Consider the following 19,081-nt stretch of genomic DNA (forward strand, 5'->3'; position numbering starts at 1 on the left):
CGATGGCCGCCCAGGAACCCCCGATTCCCACCGACGGCGCGGCACCCGTGCTCGCCGCGCTGGTCGCGCGCATGCGGGACGCGGGGATCGGGCCGGGCGTCGAGGAACTGGCGGACGCGCTGTGGCTGGCCCGCTGGCTGCCGGCCCCCGTGTCCTCGGCGGCCGGCGAGACCTCCGGCGCGGGTGGCGGCGCCGTCGCGGTACCGCCCGGCGGACACCAGCACGCCGCGTCGCCGCCACCGGGGCCGTCCAGGCCGCCCGCCGGCCAGGAGGAGGCCTCGCCCCCCGACGGCGCCTGGCTGTTCGCCCCCGGCGGTGACGGCCCCGCGAACGGCGAGGGCGGCACCGGCGACGGGCCGGCACCCGTACGGGTCCCGGCCGCACCCTCCCTGCCGGAACCCCTCGCCCTGCAGCGCGGCCTCCGCCCGCTCCAGCGCTACCGCGCCCCCGTGCGTCCGGTCCCGCGAACCCTGGACGAACGGGCCACCGCCGAGCGGGCCGCGGAGTCCGGACTGGTGCTGCCCGTGCTGCGCACCGACCGGCGTCGAGAGGCCCGGCTGCTGCTCCTCATGGACGTGTCGACCTCCACCGTGGTCTGGCAGCAGGCCCTGGACGAACTGCGCCAGGTCTGCGCGCGGGCCGGCGCGTTCCGCGAGCTCCAGGTGCAGTACCTGCACGAAGGTCCCGGCGGCCGGCCCGGCTGCTCCTCCAGCCCGGAGACGGGCGGCCCACTGCACGCGCCCGAGCAGCTCAGCGATCCGACCGGCCGCCGCGTGACCCTGGTGCTCAGCGACTGCGCCGGACCGATGTGGCGCAGCGGCCGAGTGCAGCGCCTGCTGCACCGCTGGGCGGCGACGGCACCGGTCGCCGTCGCGCAGCCGCTGCCGCAGCGGATGTGGGTCCGTACCCATCTGCCGGCCCGGCGCGGGATGCTGCACCGGCGCGAGGGCCCGGCCGGCGCGCTGGAGTTCCACCCCGACCGGGGTGCGGCCGAGCGCGGCGCGCTGCCGGTACCCGTGCTGGCGCTGCGCCGCCCGTCGGTCGAGGGCTGGGCGCGGCTCGTGTCCGGTGCCACCGGGCAGTCCCTGGCCGCCGCCGCGGGCTGGGTGCGCGCCGACCACCCCGCCTCCGCCGCGCCGGTGCGCGCGGCCGAGGACGTCGGCGGAGCCGAGCGGGTCCGGGCCTTCTGGCGCCCCGCGTCCCCGGAGGCCCGCCGCCTCGCCGTGTACCTGTCCGCGGTGCCGCTCCAGCTGCCGGTGATGCAGCTGGTCCAGCACGCGATGCTCGCCGGGAGCGGACCCGACGTCCTTTCCGAGGTGCTCCTCGGCGGGCTGCTGCGCCGCGAGCCGGACACCGACGACCCGCAGGCCGTGCGGTACCGCTTCCTGCCCGGCGTCGCCACGGAACTGCGGGCCCGGCTGACCGTCGAGGACGTCCAGCTGCTGTTCAAGCACTGCTCCGAGTACGTGGAGCGCCGCTTCGGCCGCAGTGTGCGCAACTTCCCCGCCCTGGCCGGGGCGTTCCTGCGCGGCGCGGTCAGCCCGGGTGAGCGGCTCGTCCCGGTGACCGGCCCCGCGGCCGCCCACGCGACCGGCCCCGGCGCGGCCGAACCACCCGGCCTGCGCGCGTTCGCCGAGGTGTCGGCGGACGTCCTGCGGGAGCTCGGCGCCCGGATGCCGAGGACGGCCACCGTCCTCGGGTTCGGCGCGGAGGAACTGCTGGAGCGGGGACGGGAGGCGTACGCCCGCTTCCGGACGGAGGGGCTGACCCGCGAACTCGACGCGGCCGTCGGCAGCCTGCGCCAGGCACTCACCGTGGCCCGCCCGGGCGAGCGGCGCGTGCGGGTCGCTGAGTCGCTCGCGGAATGCCTGCTGGACCGGTGGCGCGTGGGCGCGGACGGCGACGACCTGAGGGAGGCCTGGGAGGCGGTCGCGGACCCGCGGGGCCTCACCGGACACGGGAGGTTCGTCCGCGGCGTCATCTGCTCGGACCAGGCCTACGCGGTGCACGACGAGGGCATCGGTTTCCCCGGGGTTCCGGCCGATCTGCGGGACTGGGCCGCCGACGCCGCCGCGCACAGCGAGCACGACCCCGCGGAGTTCGCCCGCGCGGTCCTGCTGTACCTGGCCGACAGCGACTTCGCCGCCGTTCTGGGCGCGGAGAGCGAGAGTGCCGACCGGCGCCGGGCCGCCGGCCTCGTACTGCTGAACCTGCGCGGCGTCATCGCCCTGGTGGGCGCGGACCGGCACGGGGCCGACGGCCCCTACCCGGCGGGCGACAGTCCCGAGGAGTGGTACGTCACCCACCTGTACCGGGCCCTCGACGCCGCCACCACCACGGCCGAGCTGCCCGGCTCGGACCAGACCCGTGCCGAGCGGGGCCGGCTCTGGCTGGAGCTCGCGCGGCAGTTCGCCGGGCAGGGACCTGTCGCCTCCTCCGCCGACGAGGCGGACCGGGCGCGTGACGCGGCGGCCTCGGCCACCGAGGACCTCATGGCGGTGCTGAGCCGGGAGAACACCCTGCCGGACACCGAGCGCTGCCGGCTCTGGCTGGACGTGGCGTCCGCCGTGAGCCTCGCCGAGGCCGGCACCGGCACCGGCACCGGGGACGGGGACGACGGCGGGCACGCCCTGCTGACGCACGCGCTGGAGCGTGCCCAGGAGGCGGCCGGGGACGACGGGGAACTGCGTGTCGAGTGCCGCACCCGCGCGGCGAGCGCCCATTGGGAGAGCTACGAACGCACCGGCGACCCGGCGTCGCTGGACCTGGCCGTCGGCGCGTGGGAGGCGGTCGTACGACTGCTGCACGAGGACGACCCCCGGCTGCCCGCCGTACTGACCGACTGCGGCGCCGCCCTGCGTGAGCGCGCCGGCCACCACGACTCGCCGCAGGACACCCACCGGGCCGTCGACATGCTGCGACGGGCCGTCGACGAGACCCCTCCCGACGACCCCGCTCTGCCCCACCGGCGGTCCCGGCTGGCCGACGCCCACGTCGGGCGCTTTCATCGCGAGCACGTGCTGTCCGACCTGTACGAGGCCGACTGGCTGCTGGGGGAGGCGGTCCGTGGCTCCGAGGAGCCGCGCTTCCAGGCGCTGTACCTGATGCGGCGCGGCATTGTGGCCCTGCACCTGCACACGAGACTGGGCACCCCCGACCACGCCGACAAGGCTGTGGAGCACTACACCCAGGGCGCCGAGCACGCCCGGGAGGCGGGCCCCGAGGGCCCGGCGGTCCTGGCCCTGGCCCTGCGCGGCCGGGCCCACGCCCGCGAACGGCTCGGCCGCGCCCGCACCGCCCTGGCCGACTACCGCGAGGCCCTCCGCCTCACCACCGACCCCGAGCTGGCCGAGCTGCTCCGTTCGGACATCGCCCGCCTCACCTCCGGAACGGCCGACGCGTGACCCACCCCACCGACGAGGCGGAGATACCCCTGCCCGAACTCCTCCGGCCCGCCCGCTCCGACCATCCGGTGCTCGCCGCGGTCCTCGCCGAACTCCACGTCCGCGACGGGGAGAGCACCGTCGTCGCCTACTACGAGGACGCCCCGTGACGGCCGGCCCCCGGCCGCCCGCACCCCCGTGCCGGCCCGCCGCGCGCCTCGACGCCCCGGACCACGTCCCCACGCCCCTGCGGCAGTTCGTCCTCAAGGTCCACGGCCGCTGCAACCTCGACTGCACCTACTGCTACCTCTACCGCGGCCAGGACAGCGGCTGGCGGGACCGCCCGGCCCGTGTCGACGACCGCGTCATGGAGCACACCGCGACCCGTGTCGCCGAGCACGTCGGCGCCCACGGCCTCGACCACATCCGGATCGAACTGCACGGCGGCGAACCCCTCCTGGCCGGTCCCGCGCCCGTCCTGGACTACGTCCGGGCCGTCCGCCGCACCGTCCCCGACAGCTGCCGGATCACCGCCACCGTGCAGACCAACGGCACCCGCCTCACCGACCGCGGCCTGGACCAGCTCACCGGGGACGGCATCCGGGTCGGCCTCAGCCTCGACGGCGGACGCGCGGCCCACAACGCGCGCCGGGTCGACCACGCGGGCCGGCCCGCCTGGCCGGCCGCCCTCGCCGCGGCCCGCCGGCTCGCCGCGCGTCCACAGGCGTACGCCGGGATCCTGTGCACCGTCGACCTGGACGCCGACCCGCTGGACGTCTACCACTCGCTGCTGGAACTGGGCCCGCCGCGGCTGGACCTCCTGCTCCCGCACGCCAACTGGGGCCGGCCGCCGCCCGGTCTGCGCGGTGGCCGGCCCGGCAGGCACCGGCCCGGGGCCACGCCCTACGGGGACTGGCTGGCCACCGTCTTCGACGTCTGGTGGGACGCGGGACGACTGCGCACCCGTGTAAGGCTCTTCCAGGAGGTCGTCGCCCTGCTGCTGGGGGCGCCCAGCCGGGCCGAGGCCGTGGGCCTGTCGCCGGTGGCCGCCGTGGTCGTCGAGACGGACGGCGCCATCGAGCAGGTCGACTCGCTCAGGTCCGCCTACCGGGGCGCCGCGGAGACCGGACTCGACGTGTTCCGTCACTCCATCGACACGGTCCTGCGCCATCCGGGGATCGTGGCACGCCAGTCGGGCGAGCGGGCCCTGGGCGCGGACTGCCGTGCCTGCCCGGTGGGCCGGGTGTGCGGGGGCGGCAACTACGTGCACCGGTACACGCCCGGCTCCGGTTTCCACCACCCGAGTGTGTACTGCGCCGACCTGGAGCGGCTGATCCGGCATGTCGCGCACCGGCTGGAACACACCGTCCGTACCACCACCTGAACCGCGCGTCATGCCCAACTCCGCGCGCGAGACGTCGCTTTGACGCACAATTGACTAACCTGTGCACAGTCGTGACCGGTTCGGCCGAGGGGACAGCGAGATGGTGACGGAGCTGGGCCACGTCACGGTGGTCTTCGCCGGGCAGAGCGAGTCCTGGGCCAAGTGGATCGACCACCAGATCCGCGCCGCCGGCCGGACCACCACCCTGGTGCGGTGGAACCCGCTGCGCCGGCCACCGGCCGCGCACGCCCTGACCGATCTGCTCGGCGCGCCCGGCCGCATCCTGCTCGTCATCGACGACTGGTACGAGCGACTGGGACCCGAGCGGTTCCACGCCTGGGCACAGGTGCTGCGGGAGGTGCTGCCCGGGTTCCGCGAACGCCTCGCCGCCGTGAGCGTCACCGCGCAGCCGCTGCCGGCGGAGGTCGCCCCGCTCGCTCCCGTCGAACTGCGCGGCCTGCGACCCGAGGTGGCCCGCGTCCGTGTCCTGGAGTGCGCGGCCGTCCCGGCACCCGGCCGACTGGTCGACCTGCGCCGCGGCCCGCGCTTCCCGGACGACCCCCCGGAGGTCTGGCGTGTCCCGCGCCGCAACCGCCGGTTCATCGGCCGCACCGACCTCCTGGAGCGGATGTACGGGTCCCTCGCCGGAGCCGGGACCGACGGAGCCGTCCTCGCGCTGCGGGGCCACGGAGGCGTGGGCAAGACACAGCTGGCGCTGGAGTACGCCCACCGGTTCGCCGGCGAGTACGACATCGTCTGGTGGATCACCGCCGCGCAGCGCGTCACGGCCCGCCAGCAGTTCGCCGACCTCGCGCCCGAACTGAGCCTCGGGGACGTCGGGGACCTGGCGGCCACCATCAAGGCCGTACGCCGGGAGCTCGACGGCACCGCCCGTCCCTGGTTGCTGGTGCTGGACGGCGCGGGCGACCCGGAGAAGGTGATCGACCTCGTCCCCGAGGGACGCGGACACGTCCTGGTCACCACACACCGCGGCGAGTGGGCGGCGCAGGGGGAGACCCTCCGGGTCACGGGCTTCGAACGCCAGGAGAGCATCGCGTTCGTCGGCCGGCGCACCGAGCGGCTCGACGCCGGCCAGGCCGACCGGCTCGCCGAGGCCGTCGAGGACATGCCGCTGCTGCTCGACCAGACGGCCGCCTGGCTCGACATGAATCCGGCCATGTCCGTCGACGAATACGTGCGGGACATCCGCGACGGCCGTCCCGACCGCTTCGGAGTGATGCCGTCCCGGGACTACCCGGAGAGCTTCCAGGTCGCCTGGGCCAAGCTCCTCAACACTCTGCGCGAGGGCTTCGAGCCCGCCTGGAACCTGCTCAACCTGCTGGTCTGCTTCTCGCCCGAGGTGGTCCCGGTACGACTGCTGCAGACCGCCCGGCACACCGACCTGCCGCCCGAGCTGGCGGACCTCGTCGCCGAGCCCAGCAGCTGGAACTCCGCCCTGCGCAAGCTCTCCGAGACCACCTCGATGCGCATCGAGTACGAACAGGGACCGAGGCTGGACACCCAGACCGTCGGCACGCTGCGCATGCACCGGCTCTTCCACCGCTTCGTGCGCTACGTCCAGTCGCCCGAGGACGCCGCACGCCACTTCGCCGCCGCCCGCCGGCTCCTGGTCTCCGCCGACCCCCGCGACTCCTCCACCCCGGGCAACTGGGCCCGCTACGCCGCGCTCATCCCGCACCTGGAGCCCTCCGGGGCCCTGGACTCGGACGACGAGGACGTCCGGGACCTCGTCCTGAACTGCATCGAGTACCTGCGGATGCGCGGCGAGTACGACGAGGGCCGGCGGCTGAGCCGGCGAGCCGTGGACCGCTGGCGCGAGACCTCCGAGGACACCGACCGGGCCGTCCTGGTCGCCGTCCACCAGCTCGCCAACATGCAGCGCAGGCTGGGCCGGTACGCGGAGGCGGAGTCGACCGGACGCGAGACGATCCGGCGGCTGAGGGCCGCGGGCACCGTACGTCCCATCGAGCTGATCCGCGCCAAGGACGGGCTGGGCGGCACGCTCATGGCCCTCGGCCGGTACGCGGAGGCCCGTGCGCTGTTCGAGGAGGCGGCCGAGACCGCGGCCGTCGAGCTGGGCGGCGAACAGGTCCCGCGCACCCTCACCGTCCGCAGCAACCTGGCCATGGCCCTCGGCCTCCAAGGCCACTACACCGAGTCCCTCGCCCTGCACCGCAGGATCTTCGAGGCACGGGTCGAGCTCCTCGGCGGCAAGGACGCGCTGACCCTCAACTCGGCGCTGCGTACCGCCTGGATGCTGCGACTGCTCGGCAACTATCGCGAGGCGCTGGAGATCCAGGGCCACAACTCCCGCCTGCACAGCCAGGTCCTCGACCGCAACCACGCCCAGACCCTGCACGCCGAACACAACCTCGCCCTGTGCTCCCGCCGGGTCGGCGACCTGCAGTTCGCGCACGCCATGATGCGCGGCGTCCGGCGGAAGCTGCTGCGCCGCCGCGGCACCCTGCACCCCGAGACGCTCCTGGTCTCCTGCGACTACGCGATGCTGCTGCGCCAGCTCGGAGAGACCGAGGAGGCCCGGAGCCTGGCCGAGGCCACCGCCGTTCACTACGCCGCGCAGCTCGGCGAGGACCACCCGTACACCGTCGGAGCCCGGGACAACGTGGCCGTGATCATGCGCGACTCGGGCGAGACGCAGGCCTCGCTGGAGCTGTCCCGCCAGTGCACGGCGCAGATGGAGAAGGCGGTGGGCCGGGACCATCCCTGGTCCGTCGGCTGTGCCAAGAACGAGGTGGCCGCGCTGGCCGGCGCCGGTGAGAAGGAAGCCGCGGCCACCCTGGGCCGGGACGCCTGCGCCCGCTCCGCCCGCGCCCTGGGCGAGAACCACATCCTCACCGTCGGCCTGCGCGCCGGACTGGCGCTGGACCTCGCCGACACGGGCGAACGCGAGGAGGCCGAGGCCCTGGGACGGGACGTGGGCACCCGGCTCACCGGGCTGCTCGGCGCGGGCCACCCGCAGATCCGGGAGATCCAGGAACGGCGGCACCCCTACTGGGACTTCGAACCCCAGCCGATCTGACCCGGCCCGTCCGGACGCCGAAGGGGCCGGCCCCGATACCGGGACCGGCCCCTTCCGTCAGGCCTGTGCCAAGGCTCAGGCCTCGAACACCTCACGCACCAGCTGCTCCTGCTCCGCCTGGTGCCGCTTGGCGGAACCGACGGCCGGGGACGAGCCGTGCGGGCGCGAGATGCGCCGCAGACGCTCGCCGTGCGGGACGTCGGCGCCGACCGCCAGGTCCAGGTGGTCGATCAGGTTGAGCGCGATGAACGGCCAGGCACCCTGGTTCGCCGGCTCCTCCTGCGCCCACAGGTACTTCTCGGCGTTCGGGTACTTGGCGATCTCCGCCTGGAGCTCGGCACCCGGCAGCGGGTACAGGCGCTCGATGCGGATGATGGCCGTGTCCGTGATGCCGCGCTTCTTCCGTTCGGCGTCGAGGTCGTAGTAGACCTTGCCGGCGCAGAAGACGACCTTCTTGACCGCGGCCGCCTCGACCGAGTCGTCGCCGATGACCGGACGGAACTGGCCCGTCGTGAACTCCTCCGCCTTCGACGCGGCGGCCTTCAGGCGCAGCATCGACTTCGGGGTGAAGACGACCAGCGGCTTGTGGTGCGGGTTGTGCACCTGCCACCGCAGGAGGTGGAAGTAGTTCGACGGCAGGGTCGGCATCGCGACCGTCATGTTGTTCTGCGCGCAGAGCTGGAGGAAGCGCTCCGGACGGGCCGAGGAGTGGTCCGGGCCCTGGCCCTCGTAGCCGTGCGGGAGCAGGAGCGTCACGCCGCTCGTCTGGTTCCACTTCTGCTCGGCCGACGAGATGAACTCGTCCACCACCGTCTGCGCGCCGTTGACGAAGTCGCCGAACTGCGCCTCCCACATCACCAGCGCGTCGGGGCGGGCCAGCGAGTAGCCGTACTCGAAGCCCATCACCGCGTACTCGGAGAGCAGGGAGTTGTAGACGTTGTACCGGGCCTGGTCCTCGGCCAGGTACAGCAGCGGCGTGAACTCGTCGCCGGTCTCGCGGTTGATGAGCACCGCGTGCCGCTGGCCGAAGGTGCCGCGCTGCGAGTCCTGGCCGGAGAGCCGGACCGGGACGTTCTCCAGCAGCAGCGAGCCGACGGCGAGGGTCTCGCCCATGCCCCAGTCGATCGTGCCGTCCTCGACCATCGCCGCCCGGCGCTGCAGCTGCGGCAGCAGCCGCGGGTGCACGGTGACGTGGTCGGGGATGTTGACCTGGGACTCCGCGATCCGCTTCACGGTCTCGGCGGTGACCGCGGTGTTCACGGCGACCGGGAACTCGGCCTGCGGGTCGGAGGGCTCCGCGGCGGCCGGCTGGGATGCGGCCTCGCGGACCTCGGTGAAGACCTTCTCCAGCTGGCCCTGGTAGTCCTGGAGCGCCTGCTCGGCCTCTTCCAGGGTGATGTCGCCGCGACCGATGAGGGACTCGGTGTACAGCTTGCGCACCGAGCGCTTCTTGTCGATCAGGTCGTACATCAGCGGCTGGGTGAAGGCCGGGTTGTCGGTCTCGTTGTGACCGCGGCGGCGGTAGCAGATGAGGTCGATCACCACGTCCTTGTTGAACGCCTGGCGGAACTCGAAGGCCAGCCGCGCCACGCGGACGCAGGCCTCCGGGTCGTCGCCGTTCACGTGGAAGATCGGGGCCTCGATCATGCGGGCCACGTCCGTCGCGTACATCGAGGAGCGCGAGGACTCCGGGGCGGCGGTGAAGCCGACCTGGTTGTTGATGACGACGTGGACCGTGCCGCCGGTGCGGTAGCCGCGCAGCTGCGACATGTTCAGGGTCTCGGCCACCACGCCCTGGCCCGCGAAGGCCGCGTCGCCGTGGACCGCGACCGGCAGGACGGTGAAGTCGGTGCCGCCCTTGTTGATGATGTCCTGCTTGGCGCGGGCGACGCCCTCCACGATCGGGTCGACCGCCTCCAGGTGCGAGGGGTTGGCGACCAGCGAGACCTTGATCTGCTCGCCGTCCAGGCCGGTGAAGGTGCCCTCGGCGCCCAGGTGGTACTTGACGTCACCGGAGCCGTGCATCGACTTCGGGTCGAGATTGCCCTCGAACTCGCGGAAGATCTGCGCGTACGACTTGCCGACGACGTTGGCCAGCACGTTCAGCCGGCCGCGGTGGGCCATGCCGATGACGACCTCGTCCAGGCGGGACTCGGCCGCCGAGTCGATGACCGCGTCCAGCAGCGGGATGACGGACTCGCCGCCCTCCAGGGAGAAGCGCTTCTGGCCGACGTACTTGGTCTGCAGGAAGGTCTCGAACGCCTCCGCGGCGTTCAGCCGGCGCAGGATGCGCAGCTGCTCCTCGCGCTCCGGCTTGGTGTGCGAGCGCTCGATGCGGTCCTGGATCCACTTGCGCTGCTTCGGGTCCTGGATGTGCATGAACTCGACGCCGGTGGTGCGGCAGTACGAGTCGCGCAGCACGCCGAGGATGTCGCGCAGCTTCATCAGGGACTTGCCGGCGAAGCCGCCGACCGCGAACTCGCGCTCCAGGTCCCACAGGGTGAGCCCGTGCTCGGTGATGTCCAGGTCGGGGTGCTTGCGCTGCTGGTACTCCAGCGGGTCGGTGTCGGCCATGACGTGGCCGCGGACCCGGTAGGAGTGGATCAGCTCGAAGACGCGGGCGGCCTTGGTGACGTCGTCGTCGTGCGAGGCGTCGATGTCCTTGAGCCAGCGGACCGGCTCGTAGGGGATGCGCAGCGCCTCGAAGATCTCGTCGTAGAAGCCGTTCTCGCCGAGGAGCAGGCCCGCGACCTGGCGCAGGAACTCGCCGGAGGCGGCGCCCTGGATGACCCGGTGGTCGTAGGTCGACGTGAGCGTCATGACCTTCGAGATACCGAGCTTGTTCAGGGTGTCCTGGCTGGTGCCCTGGAACTCCGCCGGGTAGTCCATCGAGCCGACGCCCATGATGACGGCCTGGCCGGGCATCAGACGCGGCACCGAGTGGACGGTGCCGAGGCCGCCGGGGTTGGTCAGGGAGACCGTGACGCCGGAGAAGTCGTCCATCGTCAGCTTGCCGTCGCGGGCGCGGCGGACGATGTCCTCGTAGGCCTGCCAGAACTCGAAGAAGTTCATGGTCTCGGCCTGCTTGATCGCCGCGACGACCAGCTGGCGGTCGCCGTTGGGCTTGACCAGGTCGATGGCGAGGCCGAGGTTGACGTGCGCCGGCTTGATGAGCGTCGGCTTGCCGTCCTTCTCACCGAACGCGTAGTTCATGGCCGGCATGGCCTTGATGGCCTGCACCATCGCGTAGCCGATCAGGTGCGTGAAGGAGATCTTCCCGCCCCGGGCGCGCTTGAGGTGGTTGTTGATGACGATGCGGTTGTCGAACAGCAGCTTCACCGGGACCGCGCGCACGGACGTGGCCGTGGGCAGCTCCAGCGAGGCGTTCATGTTCTTCGCGACCGCGGCGGCGGGACCGCGCAGGGTCACCAGCTCGGGACCGTCCGGGGAGGCGGTGGCCTCCTTGGCGGGCGCGGCGGCCTTGGCCTGCGGCTTGGCGGCGGGCTTGGCCGGGGCCTGAGCCGGGGCCGGCTTCGCGGCCGGGGCCGCCGGAGCGGCCGCGGCGGGCTGCGTGGCCGGCTTCGCGGCGGCCGGCTGGGCGGCCGGCTTGGCCGGGGCCGGGGTCGGAGCGGGAGCCTGCGCCTGGGCCTGCGGTGCGGGGGCGGCCTGGGGCGCGCTCCCGGAGTCCGTGCTCACGGCACCGGAGGCGGACTGGGCCGCGGCCGCTCCTGGCTTGTAGTCGGCGAAGAAGTCCCACCAGGCTCGGTCCACGGAGTTCGGGTCCTGGAGGTACTGCTGATAGATCTCGTCGACGAGCCACTCATTGGCACCGAACGCGGCGGCGGGGTTCTTGCCCGCGTTGCCCGCTTGGTCGGTGTCGGTCGAGATGCTCGAGTTACTGGGGGACTGTGGCGACACGGCGAGAACCGCCCTCTTCCGCTTCTTCACAAGATGGTGGACAGCGGGAATCAAGGCTACGCCTCCCGGACCCGGAAGGTCAGACCGGGATCGTTCATCGTCGCGTAAGTCACATCGCAGACCGCGTTTCGGCGCTGGAAATGGCGGGAAACAAGCGAGGTTCTGCTGCGTGTGGGAAGGGGAGACCTGGACCCGGCGCGGAGAAACCGCGGGCCTGTGCCTGATCACACGTGTCCGTCGGCGCGGACGTCAGTGGATCTTGACGCTCCGCTTCGAACCCTACGTCAACTCGATGCCGACGGCAGACCTGGAAGAGTGATGAGAATCCGGCAGCCCCGCTCGGATTCGGCCACCCCGATCCGGCCGCCGTGCAGATCCACCGCCCAGCGTGCGATCGCCAGGCCGAGCCCGGTGCCGCCGTCGCTGCCCGGACCGTGCGGCCGGGACACCGAACCGCGGTTGAACCGCTCGAACACCCGGCGCCACTCCGAGCGCGGAATACCGGGGCCTTCGTCGAGAACCTCCAGCTCGAGCGATTCCGGAAGGTCCCCGCGCCGCGCCCTGACCGTCACCCGGCCGTGCGGTGGGCTGTGCTTGACCGCGTTGTCGATGAGGTTGGCGACGACCTGGTGGATGCGCTCGGGGTCGGCGTGCGCCGTCAGGTCCGGCGGGAAGACGTCCAGGGCCAGATGCACGTCGGTGCGGCTGTGGCTGCCCGACCCGGACGCGATGCCCGCCCGCGCCGAAGCGACCATGTTGGCCTCCTTCAGCACGCCGGAGAGGTACGGCCACACCTCGAAGCGTCGCTTGCGCAGCGGTATGACGCCGTTGTCCAGGCGGGAGAGGTCCAGCAGGGTCTCCACGAGGCGGCCGAGCCGCTCCGTCTGTCCGAGCGCCGTCCGCATGGTCTCCGGATCGGCCTCGGTGACCCCGTCGACGATGTTCTCCAGCACCGCCCGCAGGCCCGCGATGGGGGTGCGCAGCTCGTGCGAGACGTTCGCCACCAGCTCCTTGCGCTGGAGGTCCTGGGCCTCCAGGTCGTCGGCCATGCGGTTGATGGTGACGGCCAGGTCGCCCAGCTCGTCGCGGCGGTTCTCGCGGACCCGGCGCGTGTAGTCGCCGTGCGAGATGGACCGGGCCACGGCGTTCATCTCGTCCAGGGGCGCGGTCAGCGAGTGCGCCACGAACTGGGTGATCAGCAGCGTGGCGATCATCGAGAAGACCGTGATGAAGCGCAGCTCCGTCTTGGTGTGCACCGCGATCACCGAGAGACCGGTGGTGATCAGCACCGACGTGACGACCAGCGCGCCGAGCTTGGTCTTGATCGAGAACGGGCGTACGCCGCCCCACGGCTCCCCGGTGCTCTGCGAACCGGAGCTTCGGGAACCGGTCTTCCGGGAGCCGGGGCACCGGGAACCGGAGGGCCGGGAACCGGAGGTCCCAGAACCGGGGGTCCGGGTACCAGGGGTCCGGGAGCCGGAGCCCCGCCGCGCGGCGTCCCGTCCTCGGCTCATGGCGTCGGCGTCTCCAGCGCGTAGCCCACGCCGTGCACCGTACGGATGCGCTCGGCGCCGATCTTGCGGCGCAGCGCCTTGATGTGACTGTCCACGGTCCGGGTGCCGGAGGCGTCCGCCCAGTCCCACACCTCGGCCAGCAGCTGCTCGCGGGAGAGCACCGCGCGCGGGGTGTTCGCGAGACAGACCAGCAGGTCGAACTCGGTGGGGGTGAGGTGGACGTCCTCGCTGCGCACCCGCACCCGGCGCTGCGCGTGGTCGATCTCCAGCTCGCCGAGGCGCAGGATGCCGCTGCGCGGCGTCGAGGCGGCCACGACGGCCCGCTCCACCCTGCGCAGCAGTACGTGCACGCGCGCGGCCAGCTCGCGCATCGAGAACGGCTTGGTCATGTAGTCGTCGGCGCCCACGCCGAGGCCGACCAGCATGTCCGTCTCGTCGTCCCGCGCGGTGAGCATCAGCACCGGCACCGGCCGGGCGGCCTGCACGCGCCGGCAGACCTCCAGACCGTCGAAGCCGGGCAGCATGATGTCGAGGATCAGCAGGTCGGGCTGCCATGCCTCGGCGGTGTCCACGGCGGCCGGACCGTCGCCCGCCGTTTGCACCAGGAACCCTTCGGCGCGCAGGCGGGTCGCGATGGCGTCCACGATCGTCTGGTCGTCCTCGACCACCAGCACCCGTCGCTGAGCGCCCGGAGTAGCCGTCGCCGTGCCGTTGTGGGAGGTCTGTGTCTGCTCCATCGCCCGCCCCTGAGGTGTGCTTACCGGAATCAGTGGGGTGATCCCTCGTCTGCGCATGACTGCGATCGACGCTTGAATGACCGCGTCAGGGCAGCAGCGTACGGGGAGTCACCGTCCCTTTGCTATCCAGGCCCGACGGCGAGGTGGACGACGTCCGGAACGCCCCGGGCAACGGGGATCTCTTCGGTACGCACCTGTGGGAAACCGGCATTACGCAAGGTTTCTTCGAATTCCGGGGAGGGCTGGGCAGACCACACGGCAAGCACCCCGCCCGCCCTCAACACCCGCGCGCAGCCCGCCAGTCCGGCCGGGGCGTACAGCCCGTCGTTGCCCTCCGTGACGGTCCAGCCGGGGCCGTTGTCGATGTCGAGGCAGAGCGCGTCGTATGTGTCGGAAGTCTCATTGACGTACCGCACCAGATCCGCTTCCACGATCTCCGCCCGCGGATCGGCCAGCGCCTCGGCGGACAGCGCCGCCAGCGGTCCCTCCCGGTGCCAGTCGATGACGGCGCGCTCGCGTTCGACGACCGCGATCCGCCCCCAGCGGGGATCGGCGGCCGCGTGTGCGAGCGAGAAGCCGACACCGAGCCCGCCGATGAGGAGGTGCGGCGCCGGCCGCCCGCCGCGGGCGGCGAGCTCGTCGGCCGCCGCGTCGACCAGCCGCCGCTCCGAACGCCCGTCGGAGGTGTCCATCAGGAAGCAGCCGTTCGCGATGATCTGCAGCAACGCCCCGTGCCGGCGCAGGACGACCTCACCGTGCGGGCCCTCGCGACGGTCCAGCACTTCGGGGACGTCGTAGTCGTAGGAGTCATGGGAAGTGATGGGCATCGACCCATCCTGGCAGCCGGCCGAGGGGGAATGCCGGACGGCCGGGCCGTGCTTGCGCCTGTGGGCGGGCCGCCGAAGCGCCTCGACGCTTGATCGCTCACAGCGAACACCGGTTGGGGAACAATCCGTGACTCCCTTTCATTGAGTCGATGTAACTCAACTTGACTGCCGAAGGGGAGATCATGGCTGCTGAGTCCGAAGCCTTCACACCGCTCACCCTGCCCGTGCTGCCGCTCGACGACGAGGTGGTGCTGCCCGGGATGGTCGTGCCCCTGGACCTGAGCGACGCCGAGGTACGGGCCGCGGTGGAGGCCGCCCAGGCCGCCGCGAGCTCCGAGCCCGGCAAGCCCCGGGTCCTGCTCGTCCCGCGGATCGACGGCACCTACGCCAGGACCGGCGTCCTCGGCACGGTCGAGCAGGTCGGCCGGCTGGCCGACGGCGACCCGGGCGCCCTGATCCGAGGCCTCGGCCGCGTGCGGATCGGTGCCGGCACCACCGGCCCCGGCGCCGCGCTGTGGGTCGAGGGCACGACCGCCGACGAGACCGTGCCCGAGCCCCTGCCCGGCCAGGTCACCGAGCTGGTGAAGGAGTACAAGGCGCTGGCCACGGCATGGCTGCGCAAGCGCGGTGCCTGGCAGGTCGTGGACCGCGTCCAGGCCATCGACGACGTCTCCGCGCTCGCCGACAACTCGGGCTACTCGCCCTTCCTCACCACCGACCAGAAGATCGGGCTCCTGGAGGCCACCGACCCGGTCGCCCGCCTCAGGCTCGCCACCCAGCAGCTGCGCGACCACCTCGCCGAGCAGGACGTCGCCGAGACCATCGCCAAGGACGTCCAGGAGGGCGTCGACAAGCAGCAGCGGGAGTTCCTGCTGCGCCGCCAGCTCGAGGCCGTACGCAAGGAGCTGCGCGAGATCAACGGCGAGCGGGAGGGCGAGGAGTCCGACGACTACCGCGCCCGCGTCGAGGCCGCCGATCTGCCCGAGAAGGTCCGCGAGGCCGCGCTCAAGGAGGTCGACAAGCTGGAGCGGTCCTCCGACCAGTCGCCCGAGGGCTCCTGGATCCGCACCTGGCTCGACACCGTCCTCGAACTGCCGTGGACCGTACGCACCGAGGACGCCTACGACATCCAGGGCGCCCGGGCCGTCCTCGACGCCGAGCACGCGGGCCTGGACGACGTCAAGGAGCGGATCACCGAGTACCTGGCGGTGCGCAAGCGGCGCGGCGACCGGGGCCTCGGTGTCGTCGGAGGCCGGCGCGGCGGTGCCGTCCTGGCGCTGGTCGGCCCGCCCGGCGTGGGCAAGACCAGCCTCGGCGAGTCCGTCGCCCACGCGATGGGCCGCGAGTTCGTCCGCGTCGCCCTCGGCGGCGTCCGCGACGAGGCCGAGATCCGCGGCCACCGGCGTACGTACGTCGGAGCGCTGCCCGGCCGGATCGTGCGCGCCGTCAAGGAGGCCGGGTCGATGAACCCGGTCGTGCTCCTCGACGAGATCGACAAGGTCGGCTCGGACTTCCGGGGCGACCCGGCCGCAGCCCTGCTCGAAGTCCTCGACCCGGCGCAGAACCACACCTTCCGGGACCACTACCTGGAGGTCGAGCTCGACCTGTCCGACGTCGTGTTCCTCGCGACCGCCAACGTCCTGGAAGCCATCCCGGAGGCCCTGCTCGACCGCATGGAGCTGGTCCGCCTCGACGGCTACACCGAGGACGAGAAGGTCGTCATCGCCCGTGACCACCTGCTCCCGCGTCAGCTGGAGCGGGCCGGCCTGGACCCGGAGGAGGTCACGGTCGACGAGGGCGCGCTGCGCAAGCTGGCCGGCGAGTACACCCGCGAGGCGGGCGTGCGCACCCTGGAGCGGTCGATCGCCCGGCTGCTGCGCAAGGTGGCCGCCCAGCACGAGCTGGGCGAACGGGAGCTGCCGTTCACCGTCACCGACGGCGACCTGCGCGACCTGGTCGGACGGCCGCACCACGTGCCCGAGTCCGCCCAGGACCCGGCCGAGCGGCGTACCTCGGTGCCGGGCGTGGCCACGGGCCTCGCGGTCACCGGCGCGGGCGGCGACGTCCTGTACGTCGAGGCGTCGCTGGCCGACCCGGAGACGGGGGCGGCGGGCCTGACCCTGACCGGTCAGCTGGGTGACGTGATGAAGGAGTCGGCGCAGATCGCGCTGAGTTTCCTGCGCAGTCGCGGCGCCGAGCTGGAGCTGCCGGTGGCCGACCTGAAGGACCGGGGCGTGCACATCCACTTCCCGGCGGGCGCGGTCCCCAAGGACGGCCCGAGCGCCGGCGTCACGATGACGACGGCGCTGGCCTCGCTGCTGTCCGGCCGGCTGGTCCGCACCGACGTGGCGATGACCGGGGAGGTCTCGCTGACCGGCCGGGTGCTGCCGATCGGCGGGGTCAAGCAGAAGCTGCTCGCGGCGCACCGGGCGGGCGTCACCACGGTGATCATCCCCAAGCGCAACGAGCCCGACCTGGACGACGTCCCGGCCGAGGTGCTGGACACGCTCGACGTGCACGCCGTCTCCGACGTCCGCCAGGTCCTGGAGCTGGCGCTCGCGCCGGCGACGCACGGCGCGGGGCCGAAGGTTCCCGTCGCGGCGATGGGGGTGTCTCCCGGGCTTTAGGCACTGGGGGAGGACGGCGCCCCACGGGCCCGGCCCCTCGGGGCCGGGCCCGCGCCGCACGCGCGTACGTCAGCCGTTGGCGAGCGCCCGGACGCGGTCCAGTGCCCCGTTGAACTTGTTGTGGTCCCCGACCGTCGGCCCGGACGAGGTGTACTGCCACATCGTGTAGTACGGCCAGCCCGCCGGCAGCGTCCCCACCGAGGAGGCGTACCGGGCGACCCACAGCGGGTTGTTGGCCGCGAAGCCGCTGTAGTTGCCGGTGCACTGGGTCCACCAGCTGGTGGCCGTGTAGATCACGGCGTCGCGGCCGGTGCGCGCCTTGTAGGTGTTCAGGAAGTCGCGGATCCAGGAGACCATCTGGCTCTGCGACTTGCCGTAGCAGGTGGCCCCGTACGGGTTCCACTCGATGTCCAGCGCGCCCGGCAGCGTCCTGCCGTCGCGGGACCAGCCGCCGCCGTGGTCGACGAAGTAGTTGGCCTGGGCGGCGCCGCTCGTCGTGTCCGGCGTGGCGAAGTGGTACGCCCCGCGGATCATGCCGACGTTGTACGAGCCGTTGTACTGCTGGGCGAAGTAGGGGTTGGTGTAGTACGTCCCCTCGGTGGCCTTGACGTAGGCCCACTTGACCCCGCTGTTCCACAGGGTCGACCAGGCGACGTTGCCCTGGTGGCTGGAGACGTCGACGCCCTCGGTCTGGGTGGCGCGGCCGGGGACCGGCGTGCCGTGCTGTCCGTCGTGCTCCACGACGCCCATGCCCATGTGGGCGGAGCCGCGGGGCGGGGTGTCGGCGGCCGACGAGGAGTGCGCGGGGAGGGTGAATACCAGGGACAACGCGGCGAGCAAGGTCCCCGTGACGGCGAAGCGCCGTCCGCGGGCCGATCCGGATCCGTGCACGAGCATGACGTGCCTCCGATGGCTCGGTGGTGCTCGGTGGGGGATGCGTGGGTGGGGAGAACCCGTGGCTGGCGTGCGCATGCCACTCGGGGGTCCGGTGAAGACGCTACGCACGTAGAACGGGGGTGGGAAGAGGGACCAGTAGCTTCCGTTGGTCTAAGCCTGCGAAATACTTGCCGAGCTGCGGTGATGACGGCCCGTGGCGGAAACTTTCAGGACCGGGAAAATCGAGGCAGGGGCTGACGTGCACGAAGGCGGGAACGGCGGCGGTCGCGCGGTCGAATGCGAGGCGTCCGGCAGTGGTGTGAACCAACCGGAGTTCCTGGCGCTGGAGCGGGAGTTGACGGTTCTGCTCCGACGGGCCCGGGCCAGCCAGGGCGAGATGGCCCGGGAGGTCCACCCCGACCTGGAGTCGTCCGCGTACGGCCTTCTCGTGCGGCTCGGCCAGTGCGGCGGGCAGCGGGCCACGGAGCTCGCGGCCTACATCGGCGTCGGCAAGGCGACGATGTCCCGTCAACTGCGCGCCCTGGAGGAACTCGGCCTCGTGGCCCGGGAACCCGACCCCGCCGACGGCCGCGCCTGGCTGATCACCCTGACCCCGGAGGGCCAGGCGCGCGTCAGCCGGGTGCGCGAGGCCCGCCGCGCGCGGTACGCCGGCCGGCTCGCCGACTGGGACCCGCGCGAGGTGACGGAACTGGCCCGGCTGCTGCAGCAGCTGAACCGGGGGATGGAGAAGTAG

Annotated in this window: 11 protein-coding genes; 6 read left to right on the top strand and 5 right to left on the bottom strand. The window is 72.7% G+C overall.

Translation table 11 applies throughout. The features are described 5' to 3' along the window. Window positions 1-2: 2 nt before the first annotated feature. The 4 genes from ACH4NX_RS12800 (at window position 3) to fxsT (ending at window position 7,828) form a co-directional block, all read left to right on the top strand. On the top strand, window positions 3-3,404 hold the full coding sequence (locus tag ACH4NX_RS12800) for an SAV_2336 N-terminal domain-related protein (protein ID WP_398128843.1): 3,402 nt from the start codon (window positions 3-5) through the stop codon (window positions 3,402-3,404). After that, window positions 3,401-3,553: a hypothetical protein gene (locus ACH4NX_RS12805; RefSeq protein WP_351390395.1), complete on the top strand. Its 153-nt coding sequence runs from the start codon at window positions 3,401-3,403 to the stop codon at window positions 3,551-3,553. The genes ACH4NX_RS12800 and ACH4NX_RS12805 overlap by 4 nt, the downstream gene beginning before the upstream one ends. Next, on the top strand, window positions 3,550-4,767 hold the full coding sequence (locus ACH4NX_RS12810) for an FxsB family cyclophane-forming radical SAM/SPASM peptide maturase (RefSeq protein ID WP_398128842.1): 1,218 nt from the start codon (window positions 3,550-3,552) through the stop codon (window positions 4,765-4,767). Before ACH4NX_RS12805 ends, ACH4NX_RS12810 begins: the two co-directional genes overlap by 4 nt. A gap of 61 nt (window positions 4,768-4,828) precedes the next feature. Beyond that, a complete protein-coding gene (gene fxsT / locus ACH4NX_RS12815; RefSeq protein WP_351390393.1) occupies window positions 4,829-7,828 on the top strand; it encodes an FxSxx-COOH system tetratricopeptide repeat protein in 3,000 nt (999 codons plus the stop codon). A 75-nt stretch (window positions 7,829-7,903) separates the two neighbouring features. Here fxsT and ACH4NX_RS12820 read toward each other — a convergent pair whose 3' ends face one another. The 4 genes from ACH4NX_RS12820 to ACH4NX_RS12835 form a co-directional block, all read right to left on the bottom strand. Next, window positions 7,904-11,746 (bottom strand): multifunctional oxoglutarate decarboxylase/oxoglutarate dehydrogenase thiamine pyrophosphate-binding subunit/dihydrolipoyllysine-residue succinyltransferase subunit, encoded by a 3,843-nt coding sequence (locus ACH4NX_RS12820; protein ID WP_398128841.1) that lies wholly within the window; start codon window positions 11,744-11,746, stop codon window positions 7,904-7,906. Window positions 11,747-12,030: 284 nt separating this feature from the next. Further along, complete coding sequence (locus ACH4NX_RS12825) at window positions 12,031-13,260, bottom strand: HAMP domain-containing sensor histidine kinase (protein ID WP_351390387.1); 1,230 nt, start codon at window positions 13,258-13,260, stop codon at window positions 12,031-12,033. Next, window positions 13,257-13,997 carry a response regulator transcription factor gene (locus ACH4NX_RS12830; protein ID WP_279559812.1) on the bottom strand — a complete coding sequence of 247 codons (741 nt, stop codon included), beginning with the start codon at window positions 13,995-13,997 and terminating at the stop codon, window positions 13,257-13,259. Before ACH4NX_RS12830 ends, ACH4NX_RS12825 begins: the two co-directional genes overlap by 4 nt. 122 nt (window positions 13,998-14,119) lie before the next feature. Further along, on the bottom strand, window positions 14,120-14,824 hold the full coding sequence (locus ACH4NX_RS12835) for a spermidine synthase (protein ID WP_351390384.1): 705 nt from the start codon (window positions 14,822-14,824) through the stop codon (window positions 14,120-14,122). Window positions 14,825-15,006: 182 nt separating this feature from the next. Here ACH4NX_RS12835 and lon point away from each other — a divergent pair, with 182 nt between their 5' ends. After that, window positions 15,007-17,451 (top strand): endopeptidase La, encoded by a 2,445-nt coding sequence (lon, locus tag ACH4NX_RS12840; protein WP_398128840.1) that lies wholly within the window; start codon window positions 15,007-15,009, stop codon window positions 17,449-17,451. A gap of 69 nt (window positions 17,452-17,520) precedes the next feature. Here lon and ACH4NX_RS12845 read toward each other — a convergent pair whose 3' ends face one another. Further along, window positions 17,521-18,348 carry a lysozyme gene (locus ACH4NX_RS12845; protein ID WP_351390379.1) on the bottom strand — a complete coding sequence of 276 codons (828 nt, stop codon included), beginning with the start codon at window positions 18,346-18,348 and terminating at the stop codon, window positions 17,521-17,523. 238 nt (window positions 18,349-18,586) lie between these two features. Here ACH4NX_RS12845 and ACH4NX_RS12850 point away from each other — a divergent pair, with 238 nt between their 5' ends. Then, window positions 18,587-19,081 (top strand): MarR family transcriptional regulator, encoded by a 495-nt coding sequence (locus ACH4NX_RS12850; RefSeq protein ID WP_351390377.1) that lies wholly within the window; start codon window positions 18,587-18,589, stop codon window positions 19,079-19,081.

Origin of the sequence: Streptomyces sp. NPDC017225 (genome assembly GCF_044331465.1) — a bacterium.
GTDB lineage: Bacteria > Actinomycetota > Actinomycetes > Streptomycetales > Streptomycetaceae > Streptomyces.